Below are 14,481 nucleotides of genomic sequence, written 5' to 3'. Positions count from 1 at the left end.
CCATGTCGATGTCGAACCGGTCCGGCCGGCGGTGCTGCACTCCCGCCCGTGGCGCGGTCGCAGCGCAGACCGGACCAGCTCCGGCCGGTTGGCACGGCGGTGCGGTGGCGGGCATGGTGACGTTGGAGGGCGGCGAGTTCCTGATGGGAACCGACGATGCCGAGGGATCCCGGCGACGGTGAAGGGCCGGTCCGGCAGGTGCGGGTCGCCCCGTTCCAGATGGCTCCGCGGGTCGTGACCAACGAGCAGTTCGCCCGGTTCGCGAAGGACACGGGTTATCGCACCGAGGCCGAGCGGTTCGGTTGGTCGTACGTGTTCGCCGCCTTCCTCCCCGGTGCGCTCCGCCGAGCGTCGCCACGGCCGGCCGCTGCACCGTGGTGGTGCGGTGTCGAAAGCGCGTGCTGGGCGGCACCGAAGGGCCCGGCAGTTCGACGCGCGGCCGCGAGGAGCATCCGGTGGTGCAGGTGTCCTGGAACGACGCTGCCGCCTACTGCGACTGGGCGGGGCTGCGGCTGCCCACAGAGGTCGAATGGGAGTACGCGGCCCGAGGGGGACCGGTACGACGCCGTTACCCGTGGGGCGACGAGCTCGCCCCCGGTGGTGGGCACCGTTGCAACATCTGGCAGGGACATTTTCCCACCAGGAACACCGCCGAGGACGGCTTTCGCGGCACCGCACCGGCCGACGCCTACAGGCCCAACGGCTTCGGGCTCTACAACATGGCCGGCAACTTCTGGGAGTGGTGCGCGGACCGGTGGACCGTCGAGCGTTCCGGCTCCGCGCGCCCCAGGGCGACCGCCCGGGCGCGGACCTCGTGGTCGACAAGGTGTTGCGCGGCGGGTCCTACCTCTGCCACGAGAGCTACTGCAACCGCTACGGGTCGCCGCCCGCACGCACAACTCTCCCGACAGCACCAGCGGCAACACCGGTTTCCGCTGTACCGGCGCCGCCTGAGCGACTGGGTTCGACGACCTGAGGTCCCGTCTGGTGGCGCACGGCGTTCGCGTTCGTGCTCGCAGCGCCGTAGGGTTGGCGGTGGGTGCGTGTCCGGTCGATTCCGGTACCGGCGAAGGCGGCATCGGACACCGATGGTGGCTCCGGCGCACGTCCCGCGATCAACCGCATAGCGGGCGCCCCGACCGGCTCGGAGCAGTCGCCCGGAATCCGTGCCTCGTGTGCCGGTGCGCGTGCTGGTGTGAGAGCGTGGGCAAGTCGCCAGGAGCACCCGTCGAGGAAAGGACCCAGCCATGACATCTTCAGCTCCCGATGAGCGCGCGTCCGCCGAAGAAGCGGTGCCCGCGGGCGCGGATCAGGACGAGACCCAGTCCGTCTTGCAGGAGCTCGCGACCAGTTCCGCCTTGCTGCCGCAGGCCCCGTCCGAGGAAGGCGAGGAGCAGCCGGAGGGGACGGTCGCGCTGCCCGTCATCGAACAGGAAGGCCAGAAGTACATCCCGGTTTTCACCTCCGAAGAAGCGCTGGAGGAGGCCGGAGCGGATGTCAGTACCGCGATCCGGGTCCCGCTTGCCGAGCTGGCCGCGAACTGGCCGTCGGAGGACATGTGGCTCGCGGTGAACCCGGCCAGCGAGAACGGCATCGGTCTGCCGCCGGATGTGGTGCGGATGCTGCCCGTTTTCGCCGGCGGCGCGAGCGGAGCGGATGGCGAGGCCTGAACCAGGTGACTCGCAGTCCCGAAGGGACTGTGCGGGTGGTCTTGCGGCTACGAGCTTTCCACGGCGTTGCGTAGCCGGGCGAACTCCTCGGCCAGCCGGTCGAGGTTGTAGTGCGCGTTGAGCCCGCTCGGGTTCGGCAGGACCCACAGCCGGGTGGGACCGATGGTGCGCCGCTGGGGGCCGACCGCGGCGCGGCGCTCGTCGAAGGCGGTGCGGTAGGCGGTGACGCCGACGACCGCCAACCACGCCGGGCGCGTTCGGCGCACGGTGTCCTGCAACCGCGCGCCTCCGGCCCGCAGTTCCCCGGCGCTGAGCTGATCGGCGCGGGCGCTGGCGCGGGCGACGAGGTTGGTGATGCCGAGCCCGTGGTCGAGCAGGCTTTCCTGCTCGTCCGGGCGGTATTGCCGTGATGTGAAGCCGGAAACGTGCAGGGCGGGCCAGAACCTGTTGCCGGGGCGGGCGAAGTGGTGGCCGGTGGCCGCCGAGTACAGGCCGGGGTTGATGCCGCAGAACAGCACGCGCAACCCCGGCGCGAGCACGTCGGGCACAGTCGTGCCGTCGGCGGCCGCCAGCTCCTGGGCGCTGGGCCTCGTGCTCATCTCGCACCGTCCTTCCCGTGCCGCCGACGCTCCGCGCGGACGTCACCTTTCCGCCAGCCTGGTAATACCATGAGCTGATGGCTGTACGTGCGGGGAGTTTCCAGCTCGGGCCCGACGTCGGCACTCTGCTCGTGCGGACGTTCCGCGCGGGCGTGGGCGCGAGGGTCGGTCACGACCTCACGCTCGTCGCCACCCGGTGGCGGGGGCGCGCCGAGGTCGATGAGTCGGACCTCGCCGTCTGCTCGGTGCACGTGCGGATCGATGTCGACGGGCTGCAAGTGCGCAGCGGTGAAGGCGGAGCGAAGCCGCTCACCGACTCGGACAAGCGAAGCATCGAAGGCAACATCCGCGGCGTGCTCGCGGCCGAGGACCATCCGGAGATCGAGTTCGCCTCCACCGGTGTGGCCGAGGAGAGGGAGGCGATCGTCGTGTCCGGGACGCTGTCCATAGTGGGCGTGGCGCGGCCGGTTCGGCTTGTGTGCCACCGCGACGGCGACCGCGTCCGGGGTTCGGCGGAAGTCGTCCAGAGCGAGTGGGGGATCGAGCCCTACTCCGCGTTCTTCGGCGCACTGCGGGTGAAGGACGAGGTCACCGTCGAGTTCGATGTCGCGCTGAGCGACTAGGACGTGTTTCGGACGTGGCTTGCGTACTGGGTCGCCTGGCGGAACGTTGTCGGCCGCTGCTGGCATGCTCGCGCGGAAGCATTCCCGCGAGAACGCAGCGACAGGACCGATGGACTCCCATGGAGACGCGCTTCCGCTGCCTCCCGACGGACTGGAGCGTCTGAAGAACCGGAGCGACGAGCGGTACGAGCGCGGCCGCAGGCTCTCGGGCTCGCGCTCCACGCCCACGTCGAGGACAGCCGCGACGAGCGGTCCTCACGGGGGTTGGCTGCGCTGCGGGCGAAGCTCGCCCTTCCCCGGCCCCGCTGAGCGGATGAGAAGAAGGCAGTTCCGACCGGGGTGTGTGTGAAGGGCTCTGCTCCCCGCCGACGCCCCGGTTGGTCGTGCGGTCGTTTCCTACCCGGCGTCCCGTGGATGTGGCCGGGGTGTGAGTGCCGCTGCGACCGGCCGCCTCGGCTCGTTCGCCGCTCGCACCGCTTCGGCGACGATGCCGTGGTCGGGGGAGAGGACGCAGACGGGGTCGGTGCGGGCCGCGTCGCCGGTGAGGAGGAAGGCCTGGCAGCGGCATCCGCCGAAGTCGATCTCGCGGCGGGGGCAGCTCCGGCACGGTTCGGGCATCCAGTCGGTGCCGCGGAAGCGCTGGAAGAGAGGCGACTCGTTCCAGATCCAGTCGAGGGAGTGCTCGCGCACGTTCGCGCGCGGTAGCGGGAGCGGCTGTGCGGCGGGGCAGGGCAGGGCATCCCCGTTGGGGGAGACGGTGAACTGGTGGTGGGCCCAGCCGCCCATGCAGGGCTTGGGGTACTTGTTGTAGTAGTCGGGCAGGACGTAGGTGATCTCGATCCGTCCCTCGAGGCGGTCGCGTTCGGCGCGCACGATCGTCTCGGCCCGTTCGAGTTGTTCCCGGCTGGGCAGGAGGGCGGCGCGGTTGTGCCAGGCCCAGCCGTAGTACTGGGTGTTGGCCAGTTCGACGCGGTCGGCGTCCAGCTCCTCGGCCAGGGCCAGGACACCGGCGATCCGGTCGATGTTGCCGCGGTGCAGGACGAAGTTGAGCGTGAGCGGCCAGCCCAGGCGCTTGACCAGCCGGGCCGCCGCGATCTTGCGGTCGAACGACGGTGTGCCCGCGATACGGTCGGACGCGGTCGGCTCGTCGGACTGGATGCTGATCTGCACGTGGTCGAGACCGCCCTCGCGAAGCTGCTCCGCGCGACGGGCGGAGAGACCGAGCGCGCTCGTGATGAGGTTGGTGTACAGGCCGCGTTCGGCGGCGCTGCGCACGATCTCCACCAGGTCGCGGCGCTGGAGGGGTTCACCGCCGGAGAGGTGGAGCTGCACCACGCCCAGCTCGCAGGCCTCGGAGATCACCTGTCGCCACTGCTGCGTGGTCAGCTCCTCGCGGTAGTCGCCGAGGTTGAGCGGGTTGGAGCAGTACGGGCAGTGCAGCGGGCACGCGTAGGTGAGCTCGGCCAGCAGTCCGAAGGGCCTAGTCATCGTCGAGCTCCACCCACCGCTTGGTGACCAGGCGCCCGAGGAAGCTCGTCACCTCGTCCTCGGCCACGCGGTCGTAGCGGCGGCGCAACTCCTCGGCGATCTCGCCGACCGTCCGCCGCCCGTCGCACAGGTCCAGCACCGACGCGCCCGTCGAGTTCAGGAGCATGACCGACTCGGGCCCCAGCAGCATGTACTGCTTGCGCACCCGATCCATGCCCAGGCGCACGTGCGACGCCAGCCTGGGCCGGCTCGACGATCGCAGTGCCGCAGTCATCGCCGTCTCGATTCTCTCGTCTTCGTTGCTCGGCGCCGACCGGGGCCGGGCGCCGGACTCCACCTCCGGCGCCCGTTCGTCACTCGGCTGTCGGTTCCTCGCGGCGTCAGCCCTCCATGCGCGCGATGTACATCGTGACCTCGGATGCGCACATGAGCTCTTCGAACTCAGGGGCCTCCCATTCGGCCTCTTCGAACTCGGGGGGCTCCCACGTGAGAACGGAACGAGTGGCGTCGGATTCCATGGCTGCACCTCCTCTCTTCGTGTTCCGGCAACTCCCTCGGTGGCTCGGTCACACCTCCATGGTGCGCTTCCCCGAACGGCCGGGCTGCGTGAGTGTTCTTCATCTTTCGCGGGCGCCGGCCGTGGATCCGGGCTCAGGCGCTCTCCTCCGTTGCCGGATCAGCGCGTCGAGGGCGAACGGCCCGGCCCCGAGTGCCGCGATCAGGAGGAACGTCCAGGAGTACATGGCGGCCAGCTCGCCGGCGTTCTGGATCGGGAAAAGCCCGCGGGGCTGGTGCACCTTGAAGTAGGCGAACGCCATCGCCCCGGAGCACACCAGCGCGGCCGGCCGGGTGAACAGCCCGAGCAGAACCAGCCCGCCTCCGACGAACTGGATCAGCCCGGCCCACCACGACGGCCACTGGCCCACGGGCGTTGACTCGCCGTGCGGGGTGAACGGGCCGAAGAGGGTTGCCACCCCGTGCAGGAGGAACATGAACGACACGACGATGCGTACCACGGACAGAACGATTCCGCGGATGCGTTCTGGAGGCTCCCACGTCACATCCGTCGCCCCCTCGTGGTGTGGAGCTCTCCTGCCCTTCAGGGTTGGAACTCGCATGCATGTGCTGACGACAAGCTCTCAGACCGATCGGGATCGAGTTAAGAGGAGAACGTCCTCTTCCTGGTCCGGCGGGCGGAAAAGCCGTTCGAGCAGCGCAGCGCGGCGGCTGTGGTCGTTGGCGCCATGAGTGGCGGGTGCGCGGCAACAGCACGGCTGTGGCCAACAAGCCGATGCGTCGCCAGCGACACCGCGCGCGGTGGGGCCGGCGTCTCCTCGGAGAGTTCGTGCGCATGGGCCAATGATTACCAAGTCGAACGATTTTCGGGCTTGCGGTGACGCTGGGTTCACCGCCGCCGTGCTTCTGTGCCCGAACGTTCCTACCCAGCCGGCGGTTGCCCTGCGCACGTGAAGTCCGCTCGATGAGCGGACTCTTCATCACAGCTGCGCATCGGAGCCAACCGTTTCGCCGCACGGGCGGTTTCCCATGCATCACCCGCAGGCGCTCCGCCGCACGGGTGGAAGTGAGGGAGAAGAGCCATGCCTCAACGCAGTTTGCCGATGCTGACCATGCTCGGCATCGTCGCCGCGATGTCGGTCGGGCCGGTGGCCGCCGCCGAGCCCACGATCGAGACGACCTCGCCCTATCCGCCGCCGTCTCCGCAGATCCACATCACCGCCGATGGCCGGCCCCAGCCCGGCGACGACATCGGCGTCGTGGTCCGCTGCCCCTACGGCGCGCCCGGTGGAGCGCAGTCGCCGGTCCTCGAGATCGGCGAGTTCGAGAAGGTCGACACGCCGGCGGGCATCGACACCTACGTCGCGCCGGCGACCATCGGGTCTGGCACCGAGCCCGGCGACTACCCGCTCTCGGCCGGCTGCGGGAAGAACGGCCTTCGCACCACGTTCACCGTCTATCCCGCTGATGACGACGGCAGCGGCGACATTCCCGCCCCGGTGCCGGGTGCCGATGACGATGTCAGCGAGGACGGCACCGAGCCGCCCCAGGTCGCCCGCACGCCCAAGGGAGCCCCCGAAACCGGTGGCGACCCGGGTGCCGACCTTGCCGTGTGGGTCTGGGGTGCGGGTCTGCTTGGCCTGCTGGGCCTCGGTTCGGTAATGGCCAGGCGGGCGGTCCGCCGGTGAAGCACGCCCGTGTGCTGCTGGTCGTGGCGCTGGCAGGGCTGCTGGCGGGGTGCGGTGGGGCCGGGCACGTTCCCGGTCCCACCGCACCACCCCCGGTCGCATCGACCGGGGAACAGCGGGCACCGCTGCCGCCCGCGGTCCCGGCGGAAGTCCGGATTCCGGCGATCGACGCCGTGTCGACGTTGGTTGCCCTCGGGCTCAACCCGGACGACACCGTCGAGGTGCCGCCGGTGGAGACGCCGATGCAGGCGGGTTGGTACCGGTACGGGCCGCCCCCGGGCGACCGGGGCCCGGCGGTGGTGCTCGGTCACGTCAACGGCGCCGGGAAGGAAGGGATTTTCGCGCGCCTTCACGAGTTGACCGCCGGAGCTGAGGTCCTGGTGGCCAGAAACGACGGCAGGACGGCGGTTTTCACCGTCACCGAAGTCGTGCGGGTGTCCAAACTCGACTTCCCGACCGAGAGCGTCTACGGGAACACCGATGCCGCGGAGCTCCGCTTGATCACCTGTGGCGGCGATTTCGACAGGAACCGCAGGAGCTACACCGACAACATCATCGCCTACGCGACGTTGACCGGGTGGCTCAAGTGAGCTGGACCAGTGCGGACCCGAGGACGAGCAGGGCGAGACCGGCGGTCCGCCGCGTCGTAAGACGCCGCCGGGGCAGCCGGAACAGGCCGTGGTTGTCGATCGCCGCCGAGGCCAGCTGCTGCCCGGTGACGGTCAGGGCGATCGTGGTGGCGGCACCGATGACGGGGATCAGCGTGAAGGTGGCGGTGACGTAGGCGGCGGCGCAGGCCCCGCCCAGCCAGCCCCACCACGGCATCCGGCTGAGCGGAGCCGGCTTCGGCCGCGGTGTCCGGCCGAGCGCCAGCAGCACCATCAGCACGACGGCGATGGTGAGCGTCGCGACGACGAAGCTGATCACGCCGACGGTGAGAGCGTGGCCGAGGTCGGCGCGCAGCGCCGCGTTCACCGCGCCCTGGAGCGGCAGCACCGCGCCGGCGGCGATCCCGAGCGCCACCCACCCCGCGCGGACGAGTCGACCACCGGTCCGGCGCGGTGCGGCAACGGCGCGAGCGGGTTGCCGATCAACCGCGCGAGCCGACCGCGGATCAACGGCATGGGCCGGTTGCCGGTCAACGGCGTGAGCCGGGCGCGGGTCAGTGGCGTGGGCCGGCCGCGGACCGCGGATGATCACGGTGATGCCGGCGAGCACCGCGACCGCGCCCACGACGATGCCGGCGGTGAGCGGCCGGCGTGCGACGCCGAGCAGCCCGAACAGGTCCAGGCCGAGCGAGGCGAACATCTGGCCGGTCACGAACAGGCCGGCCGCGGCGAGCGCCCCGAGCCGGGGGAACAGCAGGATTCCGCTGGTGATGTAGAGCGGGCTGGCCAGGCCGCCCAGCAGGTGCCAGACCGGCACGCCGGGGACGAGCCGGGCCGCGCCGATCGCACCGACGGCGGTGGCGAGCACCGCGAGCAGGCCGGCGGCCACGCCCAGTTGCAGGGTCGATGCGCCGTACGGCGTGCCCACCGCCGAGGTGAGCCGGAGATTCGCCGACGCCTGCACCGCCAGGAGGCATCCGGCGAGCAGGGCGGTCGCGAGGAGTACGACGTACATGGGGCACCTCCACAACTGGACATGGTGTCCGTTTAACTGGTCACCGTGACCGGTTATTCCCCGGTGGCCCTTACGATGTGCTGGTGGTCGACAAGAAGACTGAGAGCCGGTCACTGGAGGCGATCCCCGCTGCGCCGGAGCCGAGCCGGTTGCGGGCCGATGCCGCCCGCAACCGCGCCAGAGTGCTCCAGGCCGCGGAACGGCTGTTCGCCGCCGAAGACCCGCGGCAGGTGACGATGGGCGACATCGCCCGCGCCGCGGGGGTAGGCCGGGCGACCCTGTACCGGAGCTACCCGACCCCGGCGTCCGTCGCGACGGCCCTGCTCGACGAGCACGAACGGCGGCTGCAGGAAAACCTGGTCCGCGGCGATCCGCCGCTCGGCCCCGGCGCCGCACCCGCCGACCGCCTCGCCGCGTTCTACGCGGCCATGACCGGCCTGCTCGAGCGGCACCTGCCGCTGGCGCTGGGCGCGGAGACCGGCAGCGCCCGCTTCCGCACCGGCGCCTACGGCTTCTGGCGGGTCCACGTGCGCACGCTGCTCATCGAGGCGGGGACGTCAGGTGCGGACCACATGATCGACGTGTTGCTGGCCCCGCTGGCCCCCGAGCTCTTCCAGTACCGGCGGCACGAACTGGGCCATTCGACAGAGGAGATCACCGCGTCACTGGAGAAGCTCGCGCACCAGGTGCTCACCGAGCGCAACTGAGAGGCGGGTCCGGCGGCCCCTCGGTACCGTCGGGGAGATGGACACAGGAGTGGCGTTCTTCGCCACCCCCAGCGCCGTCGACCCCGGCTCGCTGGCGCGGGTGGTGGAACAGCGGGGTTTCGAGTCCCTCTTCTTCGCGGAGCACACGCACATCCCCGCCATCCGCAGCTCTCCGTACCCGGGCGGCGGGGAGCTCCCCTGGAAGTACGTGCACACCCACGACCTCTTCGTCACGCTGACGGCCGCGGCCACCACCACGTCGAGGCTGCGGGTCGGCAGCGGCATCTGCCTGGTGATCCAGCGCGACCCGATCATCACCGCCAACGAGGTCGCCAGCATCGACAGGCTTTCGGGCGGCCGGCTCGAGTTCGGCGTCGGCGCGGGCTGGAACCGCGAGGAGATGGCCGACCACGGCACCGACCCGCGGCGCCGCATGCGCATCCTGCGCGAGCGGGTCGAGGCCATGAAGGTCATCTGGACGCAGGAAGAGGCCAGCTACTCGGGTGAGCACGTCTCCTTCGACCGCATCTGGTCGTCGCCGAAGCCGGTGCAACGCCCGCACCCGCCGGTGATCGTGGGCGGCAACGGGCCGACGGTCCTCGACCGGGTGCTCGCCTTCGGCGACGCCTGGATGCCCAACTACGCCTCTGAAGGCATCCTCGACCGTGCCGAGGAGTTGCGGGCGAGAGCCGAGCGACCGATCGAGCTGATGGTGATGGGCGTGCCGGCTGATCCCCATGTTCTCGAGCAGTTCGACGAAGCCGGCTTCCGGCGCGTGCTGCACTGGTTGCCCTCCGCCCACCTCGGCCCGGTGCAGCGGGCGCTGGACGCCTACGAAGACGCGATCCGCCAGGTGCACGGCGAATGAACCCCGACGAGGCGCGCGAAAGGCTCGCCACCGCCCGGCTGGCGCACCTGGCCACCGCGGACCAGTCGGGCAAGCCGCACGTCGTCCCGATCGTCTTCGCGACCGCGGGCGAGACGATCTACAGCGCGGTCGACGCCAAGCCCAAGCGCACCACGGCGTTGCGCAGGCTCGCCAACGTCGAGGCCAACCCGCGGGTCGCCGTGCTCGCCGACCACTACGACGACGCCGACTGGAGCGCTCTGTGGTGGGTGCGCGCGGACGGCACCGGCCGGGTGCTCGCCCCGGAGGACGCGGAGGCCCGCCGGGCGGTCGAGCTGCTCGCCGAGCGCTATCCGCAGCACCGCGACGAGCCGCCGGCGGGCCCGGTGCTCGCGGTCGACGTGCAGCGCTGGACGGGATGGGCGGCGAGCCCGGGCCGGTGACGGAAGCCCGGCCCGGGCATTCGGCGACATCGGCTTCCACGCGGTCCGGTGGACCGGCGGGTCAGTGCCGCCACCGGGACAGGCGGCGCTCCGCGGTGACGAGCGCCTGGTTGAACCCGAGGCCGAGCAGGGAGATCGTGATGATCCCGGCGTACATCTGCGGCACCTGGAAGTTGAACTGCGATGCGTTGATCAGATAGCCCAGCCCCGCGCGGGCTCCGGCCATCTCGGCGGCGACCAGAACCAGGATGGAGTTGGCCCCCGCCAACCGGATACCGGTGAAGACGGTGGGCACCACGGCGGGCAGAACCACCTTGTAGAACAAGGGGAACGGCGGGAACCCCATCGAACGCGCCGACTTGATCAGCAGCGGGTCCACCGTGCGGACCCCGCTGATCGTGTTCAGCAGGATCGGCCAGGTGCACGCGAACACGATCAATGACACCTTCGACGTCTCGCCGAGCCCGAGCAGCAGCACGAACACCGGCAGCAACGCCAGGGCGGCGGTGTTGCGGAACAGCTCCAGCAGCGGGTTGAGCAGATCGCTGACGACCCCGTACCAGCCGATGACCACGCCGAGCGGCACCGCGATGGCCACCGCGATCAGGAACCCGGCCAGCGACCGCGCGAGGCTGGCGCCCAGGTGCTCCCACAGCTGACCGCCGGCGGCCAGCTCCCACCAGGTCCGCACGACCTCGCTGAAGGGCGGCAGGAAGATGCTGTCCACCACGCCGAGCCTGGGCGTGAGCTCCCAGACGAGCAGGAACAGCGCGATCCCCGCCGTCGACCTGAACACGCGGTCGGCTCCGGCCCGCGTGCTCGTTCCGGGGGCGACCTTCCCCGGTACGCGCCGGACTCCGATGTCAGCCAACTTCAGCCACCTCCTCGGCGCCGGCGTGCCGCACCTCGGAGCGCAGCAGGTTCCAGATCTCGTGCCGGTAGTGGGCGAAGTCCGGTTCCGACCGGAGGTCATCGCGCTCGCGGCGGTGGGTCAGCTCGACTTCGACGACGTCCTTGACCGTCCCCGGCCGGGAGGTCAGCACCGCGACCCGCTGCCCCAGGAACACCGCCTCGTCGATGCCGTGGGTGATGAACACGATCGTCTTGCGAGTGCTTTCCCAGATCCGCAACAGCTCCTCTTGGAGCAGGTCGCGGGTTTGGGCGTCGAGCGCGGCGAAAGGTTCGTCCATCAGCAGCACCTCGGGGTCGAAGGCGAGGCTGCGGGCGATGGCCACGCGCTGCTTCATCCCGCCCGAGAGCTGGTGCGGGTAGTGGTTCTCGAAGCCGGACAGGCCGACCAGGTCCAGGTACTCCCGCGCACGGTCGCGCCGCTGCGGCCTGGGAACCTGCTTCGCCTCGAGTCCGAACTCGACGTTGCTCTGCGCGGTGCGCCAGGGCAGCAGCGCGTACTGCTGGAAGACCACACCGCGGTCCAGTCCGGGGCCGGTGATGGGCCGGCCGTCGAGCCGGATCTCGCCGCTGGTCGGCAGGTCGAGCCCGGCCAGCAGGTCCAGCATGGTCGACTTCCCGGAACCGCTCGGGCCGACGATCACGGCCAGTTCGCCGGACTCGATCCGCAGGTCCACTCCGCTCAGCGCGGTGACCTCGGTGCTGTTCCCGCCTCTCGCCGGGAACTTTTTCGTCACGTCGTCGAAGGTGATGGTGGTCATGGGTGCTCCGATTTCCCGCCTCGTCGGTGTCAGAACGGGTTGAACTCGTTGGTGTAGAGCTGGTCGACGTCGAGCTGTCCGGCATCCACCCGGCCGTCCTCGACCGAGCGGTCCAGCCAGATGCCGAACTCGCGGTCGGCGATGCGGCCACCGGGTCCGGCGACACCGGTGGACTTCCAGTACCGCACCGACGAGGTGTCCTCGTTGCGGCCCCGGCGCTGGATGATGTCGGTGAAGCGGGCCATGACCTCCTCGCGCGGGCGGGTCTGGGCCCACCGCACCGCCCGGGCCGTCGCCGCGACCACGGTCCGGGTCGTCGCCGGGTTGGCCGCGATGAAGTCGTCCCGCAGCACGTAGCAACCTCCGGTGAACGCTCCGAGGAGGTCGAAGTCGGTGAACACGGGCTGGATCCCGCCTCTTGCGATGGCCTTGTCCCGCTTGATGTCCGACAGCACCGACACGTCGAGCTGCCCGGAGCGCAACGCCTGCTCGGCGCTGACCGGCGGCACGACCACCAGCTGCACGGAGCGGATCTCGTCCTCGCTGAGACCGCCCCGTTCCAGGTAGATGGCCAGCACGTCCTCGTGGTGCGCGCCGAGGGTGTTCACCCCGACCTTCTTGCCGATGAAGTCGCGGGGACCGCGGATCGGGCTCCCCTCCAGCACGTAGTAGCCGGCGAGGGTGTCGGCGTCGGCGCCGTAGTAGCCGACGACCGCCCTGATCGGGGCGCCCGCGGCGATCAGGCGGATGATCGCGCCGTTGAACGCACCGCCCATGTCGATGTCCCCGGTGACGGTCGCCTGGATGTCCTGCGGACCGCTGGTGGTGTTGCCGATCCATTCCAGCCGCACGTCTGCGAGCAGGCCGAGGTCGGCGGCCAGCTCGGGGTACAGCACCTCACCTGACCAGCCCTGGTAGCGCACCACCTTGGTCTCGCCTCGGGCCGGTGATGCGGAGCCGGTCGAGCAGCCGCTCAGGGCTGTTCCTGCCGCGGCGGCGGCGATTCCACCGCGCAGCAGACTTCGCCTGCCGACGGGTTTCAGGCGTGCGACGTTCACCATCTGCACTTCATCCTCGTTGGTGTCCGGGTTGCTTCGGAGTGGGAGACAGGCAGCTCGAGCCGACCGCGGTGGCCGCCGGCGGCGCAGCGGCGTCGCGGTGCAGCGGCCGCGGTTGTGCGGACGCGTGGAGCGGATGCCTGGAGTGGGTGCGTGGAGCAGATCAGCGGGTGCGACAGACCGCACCGGCGAGGAGGATCAGGTCGAGGTACAGCCTGGCGGTCAGCAGGAAACCGTGGGCGGCGCGCATCGCGTGCGCAACCCCGCCGGGTCCTGTCGTCGTCCGCATCGGTCGCTCCCGCAGAGCTCGTGGTACCGCGTGTCCCTGAGTCACCCGAAAGCTACCGCCCGGATCCGGAGTTGAACATCGGCTCCCACGGAATAGGACAGCGGTCGCGGGACCGCGTGTCCACAGTGTCCGGACTGCGGAGGTTGGAGCCGGCGTTCACGCCTTCGGCAGTGCCGGCCAGGACGTGTGGCGGTCGTCGGTGAAGGAGAAGTCTTTCCCTTCCTTCGCATACAGCTCGGCGTAATGGGCGACCTTCTCCTCGTCGAGCTGCACCCCGAGTCCGTGGCCTGCCGGTACGGCGAGGTGTCCGTGGTGGTAGTTGCCGGTCGGCCCGCCGAACCCGGCGGTGACGTCGTCGGAAAGCAGCGCGCCGTAGGCCTGGCTGGCGTGGCGGAAGTTGGGCGTCGCGGCGATCAGGTGCGTCGCGGCTGCCAGCGCCACGCCGAGCTCGCCGAGGCTGTGCTTCACCACCGGGAGACCGGCGGCCTCGCACAGCCCGGCTGAGCGTTTGAGGTTGAGCAGGCCGCCGTCGGCCTGGTTGTCGGCCGAGATCGCGTCCGCCGCGCCCGCCCGGATCACCGCCAGTTGGTCATGGCGCGTCCAGCTCGCCTCGTTGGCGAGCAGGGGGATGTCACTGCGGCCGCGGACGTAGGCCATCTCGTCGAGGTTGCGACCCGAGACCGGCTGCTCGATGAACTCCAGGTCGTAGGGCCGCAGGGCGCGCGCGACGCGGATCGCCGTTCCCGGTGACCACGCTTCGTTCGCGTCGAGGCGGATGCGCGCGTCCGTGCCGAGCCTGGCCATCGAGGGGCTGACCCCGGACGTGCGGCTGCTGCCGATCACCGAGCCGGAACTCACCCGCTCGGTCTCGGTCGCGGTCCGCGCCGGCACCGCCTCCGCGCCACGCATCGCGGTGCTCATCGCGGCCCTGCGCGAAGCCGCCCGCGGGCTGGGCGAGCACAGCTCCTGACCGAGCGCGGACACGGGCCTCCACGTCGTGACGGGTGTCACGACACGGTCAAGACGGGACCACGGGGACTCGCTGATCGATACGGTCCGAAGCCGAGTCGCAGCCGCGCCAAGGGAGTCCTCTTTGGATTGGGAAGCTTTGACCGACTGGCTCAGCCCTCTGGCTCTGCCGACGGTGGTCGTGCTCGGGTGCGCCGTCGCGTTGTGGTCGGATCGCACACGCGCCCGCAAACTCGCGCGGAAGTGGGGAGTTCCCGAACCCAGCGCCGACCAAGTCGACGAAGTCCTGCA

The 14,481-nt window shown here is 70.5% G+C and carries 19 protein-coding genes and 1 pseudogene; 9 read left to right on the top strand and 11 right to left on the bottom strand.

Annotation, left to right across the window (positions count from 1 at the left end; translation table 11 throughout):
- Positions 1 to 156 precede the first annotated feature (156 nt).
- Positions 157 to 1,127, top strand: a pseudogene (locus SACE_RS38855) (SUMF1/EgtB/PvdO family nonheme iron enzyme).
- 165 nt (positions 1,128 to 1,292) lie between these two features.
- Positions 1,293 to 1,670 (top strand): SseB family protein, encoded by a 378-nt coding sequence (locus tag SACE_RS21465; RefSeq protein ID WP_009942766.1) that lies wholly within the window; start codon positions 1,293 to 1,295, stop codon positions 1,668 to 1,670.
- Positions 1,671 to 1,717: 47 nt separating this feature from the next.
- Here SACE_RS21465 and mug read toward each other — a convergent pair whose 3' ends face one another.
- Complete coding sequence (gene mug / locus SACE_RS21460) at positions 1,718 to 2,269, bottom strand: G/U mismatch-specific DNA glycosylase (protein ID WP_009942767.1); 552 nt, start codon at positions 2,267 to 2,269, stop codon at positions 1,718 to 1,720.
- Positions 2,270 to 2,346: 77 nt separating this feature from the next.
- Between mug and SACE_RS21455 the strand changes: the two genes are divergently transcribed.
- Positions 2,347 to 2,892 (top strand): YceI family protein, encoded by a 546-nt coding sequence (locus tag SACE_RS21455; RefSeq protein WP_011874341.1) that lies wholly within the window; start codon positions 2,347 to 2,349, stop codon positions 2,890 to 2,892.
- A 396-nt stretch (positions 2,893 to 3,288) separates the two neighbouring features.
- Here SACE_RS21455 and pqqE read toward each other — a convergent pair whose 3' ends face one another.
- The 4 genes from pqqE to SACE_RS21440 all read right to left on the bottom strand — a co-directional run bounded on the left by pqqE (position 3,289) and on the right by SACE_RS21440 (position 5,396).
- On the bottom strand, positions 3,289 to 4,380 hold the full coding sequence (pqqE, locus tag SACE_RS21450) for a pyrroloquinoline quinone biosynthesis protein PqqE (RefSeq protein ID WP_009942769.1): 1,092 nt from the start codon (positions 4,378 to 4,380) through the stop codon (positions 3,289 to 3,291).
- Positions 4,373 to 4,654, bottom strand: a complete 282-nt coding sequence (gene pqqD, locus SACE_RS21445) for a pyrroloquinoline quinone biosynthesis peptide chaperone PqqD (protein ID WP_011874340.1) — start codon at positions 4,652 to 4,654, stop codon at positions 4,373 to 4,375. The genes pqqE and pqqD overlap by 8 nt, the downstream gene beginning before the upstream one ends.
- Positions 4,655 to 4,760: 106 nt before the next feature.
- Positions 4,761 to 4,898 carry a pyrroloquinoline quinone precursor peptide PqqA gene (pqqA, locus tag SACE_RS36670; protein ID WP_009942771.1) on the bottom strand — a complete coding sequence of 46 codons (138 nt, stop codon included), beginning with the start codon at positions 4,896 to 4,898 and terminating at the stop codon, positions 4,761 to 4,763.
- Positions 4,899 to 4,997: 99 nt separating this feature from the next.
- Positions 4,998 to 5,396: a DoxX family protein gene (locus tag SACE_RS21440; protein WP_009942772.1), complete on the bottom strand. Its 399-nt coding sequence runs from the start codon at positions 5,394 to 5,396 to the stop codon at positions 4,998 to 5,000.
- Between the two features lie 582 nt (positions 5,397 to 5,978).
- Here SACE_RS21440 and SACE_RS21435 point away from each other — a divergent pair.
- Positions 5,979 to 6,584 carry a hypothetical protein gene (locus SACE_RS21435; RefSeq protein ID WP_011874339.1) on the top strand — a complete coding sequence of 202 codons (606 nt, stop codon included), beginning with the start codon at positions 5,979 to 5,981 and terminating at the stop codon, positions 6,582 to 6,584.
- Complete coding sequence (locus tag SACE_RS21430; RefSeq protein ID WP_009942775.1) at positions 6,581 to 7,174, top strand: class F sortase; 594 nt, start codon at positions 6,581 to 6,583, stop codon at positions 7,172 to 7,174. Before SACE_RS21435 ends, SACE_RS21430 begins: the two co-directional genes overlap by 4 nt.
- Here the strand turns inward: SACE_RS21430 and SACE_RS21425 are convergent.
- Entirely contained in the window at positions 7,167 to 8,207 is a 1,041-nt protein-coding gene (locus SACE_RS21425; RefSeq protein ID WP_009942776.1) for a DMT family transporter, read from the bottom strand. The two genes, SACE_RS21430 and SACE_RS21425, sit on opposite strands and share 8 nt — an antisense overlap.
- A gap of 83 nt (positions 8,208 to 8,290) precedes the next feature.
- Here SACE_RS21425 and SACE_RS21420 point away from each other — a divergent pair, with 83 nt between their 5' ends.
- From SACE_RS21420 to SACE_RS21410, 3 genes are read left to right on the top strand one after another with little or no spacing between them, the layout of a single operon-like run.
- A complete protein-coding gene (locus SACE_RS21420) occupies positions 8,291 to 8,914 on the top strand; it encodes a TetR/AcrR family transcriptional regulator (protein WP_009942777.1) in 624 nt (207 codons plus the stop codon).
- A gap of 37 nt (positions 8,915 to 8,951) precedes the next feature.
- Positions 8,952 to 9,782 carry a TIGR03619 family F420-dependent LLM class oxidoreductase gene (locus SACE_RS21415; RefSeq protein ID WP_029621385.1) on the top strand — a complete coding sequence of 277 codons (831 nt, stop codon included), beginning with the start codon at positions 8,952 to 8,954 and terminating at the stop codon, positions 9,780 to 9,782.
- Entirely contained in the window at positions 9,779 to 10,204 is a 426-nt protein-coding gene (locus SACE_RS21410; RefSeq protein WP_009942779.1) for a TIGR03668 family PPOX class F420-dependent oxidoreductase, read from the top strand. The genes SACE_RS21415 and SACE_RS21410 overlap by 4 nt, the downstream gene beginning before the upstream one ends.
- A 61-nt stretch (positions 10,205 to 10,265) precedes the next feature.
- On the opposite strand, the gene SACE_RS21405 is transcribed toward SACE_RS21410, so the two are convergent.
- The 5 genes from SACE_RS21405 to SACE_RS21390 all read right to left on the bottom strand — a co-directional run bounded on the left by SACE_RS21405 (position 10,266) and on the right by SACE_RS21390 (position 14,025).
- Positions 10,266 to 11,075 (bottom strand): ABC transporter permease, encoded by an 810-nt coding sequence (locus SACE_RS21405; RefSeq protein WP_009942780.1) that lies wholly within the window; start codon positions 11,073 to 11,075, stop codon positions 10,266 to 10,268.
- Positions 11,068 to 11,874, bottom strand: a complete 807-nt coding sequence (locus SACE_RS21400) for an ABC transporter ATP-binding protein (RefSeq protein WP_009942781.1) — start codon at positions 11,872 to 11,874, stop codon at positions 11,068 to 11,070. Before SACE_RS21400 ends, SACE_RS21405 begins: the two co-directional genes overlap by 8 nt.
- Before the next feature lie 29 nt (positions 11,875 to 11,903).
- Positions 11,904 to 12,935: an ABC transporter substrate-binding protein gene (locus tag SACE_RS21395; RefSeq protein ID WP_011874335.1), complete on the bottom strand. Its 1,032-nt coding sequence runs from the start codon at positions 12,933 to 12,935 to the stop codon at positions 11,904 to 11,906.
- Positions 12,936 to 13,095: 160 nt separating this feature from the next.
- Positions 13,096 to 13,221 carry a hypothetical protein gene (locus tag SACE_RS39805; protein ID WP_269453502.1) on the bottom strand — a complete coding sequence of 42 codons (126 nt, stop codon included), beginning with the start codon at positions 13,219 to 13,221 and terminating at the stop codon, positions 13,096 to 13,098.
- Positions 13,222 to 13,377: 156 nt separating this feature from the next.
- Positions 13,378 to 14,025 (bottom strand): mandelate racemase/muconate lactonizing enzyme family protein, encoded by a 648-nt coding sequence (locus SACE_RS21390; RefSeq protein ID WP_021341582.1) that lies wholly within the window; start codon positions 14,023 to 14,025, stop codon positions 13,378 to 13,380.
- On the opposite strand from SACE_RS21390, the gene SACE_RS39415 reads away from it, so the two are divergent.
- Positions 14,009 to 14,191 (top strand): type 2 periplasmic-binding domain-containing protein, encoded by a 183-nt coding sequence (locus tag SACE_RS39415; RefSeq protein WP_231849719.1) that lies wholly within the window; start codon positions 14,009 to 14,011, stop codon positions 14,189 to 14,191. The two genes, SACE_RS21390 and SACE_RS39415, sit on opposite strands and share 17 nt — an antisense overlap.
- The last annotated feature ends 290 nt before the right edge of the window (positions 14,192 to 14,481 follow it).

It is taken from the genome of Saccharopolyspora erythraea NRRL 2338, from assembly GCF_000062885.1.
GTDB lineage: Bacteria > Actinomycetota > Actinomycetes > Mycobacteriales > Pseudonocardiaceae > Saccharopolyspora_D > Saccharopolyspora_D erythraea.
This window is presented reverse-complemented; position numbering and strand designations above follow the sequence as displayed.

Coding starts and splice junctions, on each gene's coding strand:
- SACE_RS21455 (WP_011874341.1), top strand. CDS start 2,347: ATGGCTGTACGTGCGGGGAGTTTCCAGCTCGGGCCCGACGTCGGCACT.
- SACE_RS21395 (WP_011874335.1), bottom strand. CDS start 12,935: ATGGTGAACGTCGCACGCCTGAAACCCGTCGGCAGGCGAAGTCTGCTG.
- SACE_RS21390 (WP_021341582.1), bottom strand. CDS start 14,025: ATGGCCAGGCTCGGCACGGACGCGCGCATCCGCCTCGACGCGAACGAA.
- pqqA (WP_009942771.1), bottom strand. CDS start 4,898: ATGGAATCCGACGCCACTCGTTCCGTTCTCACGTGGGAGCCCCCCGAG.
- pqqE (WP_009942769.1), bottom strand. CDS start 4,380: ATGACTAGGCCCTTCGGACTGCTGGCCGAGCTCACCTACGCGTGCCCG.
- SACE_RS21400 (WP_009942781.1), bottom strand. CDS start 11,874: ATGACCACCATCACCTTCGACGACGTGACGAAAAAGTTCCCGGCGAGA.
- SACE_RS21410 (WP_009942779.1), top strand. CDS start 9,779: ATGAACCCCGACGAGGCGCGCGAAAGGCTCGCCACCGCCCGGCTGGCG.
- SACE_RS21425 (WP_009942776.1), bottom strand. CDS start 8,207: ATGTACGTCGTACTCCTCGCGACCGCCCTGCTCGCCGGATGCCTCCTG.
- SACE_RS21435 (WP_011874339.1), top strand. CDS start 5,979: ATGCCTCAACGCAGTTTGCCGATGCTGACCATGCTCGGCATCGTCGCC.
- SACE_RS39805 (WP_269453502.1), bottom strand. CDS start 13,221: ATGCGGACGACGACAGGACCCGGCGGGGTTGCGCACGCGATGCGCGCC.
- pqqD (WP_011874340.1), bottom strand. CDS start 4,654: ATGACTGCGGCACTGCGATCGTCGAGCCGGCCCAGGCTGGCGTCGCAC.
- mug (WP_009942767.1), bottom strand. CDS start 2,269: ATGAGCACGAGGCCCAGCGCCCAGGAGCTGGCGGCCGCCGACGGCACG.
- SACE_RS21415 (WP_029621385.1), top strand. CDS start 8,952: ATGGACACAGGAGTGGCGTTCTTCGCCACCCCCAGCGCCGTCGACCCC.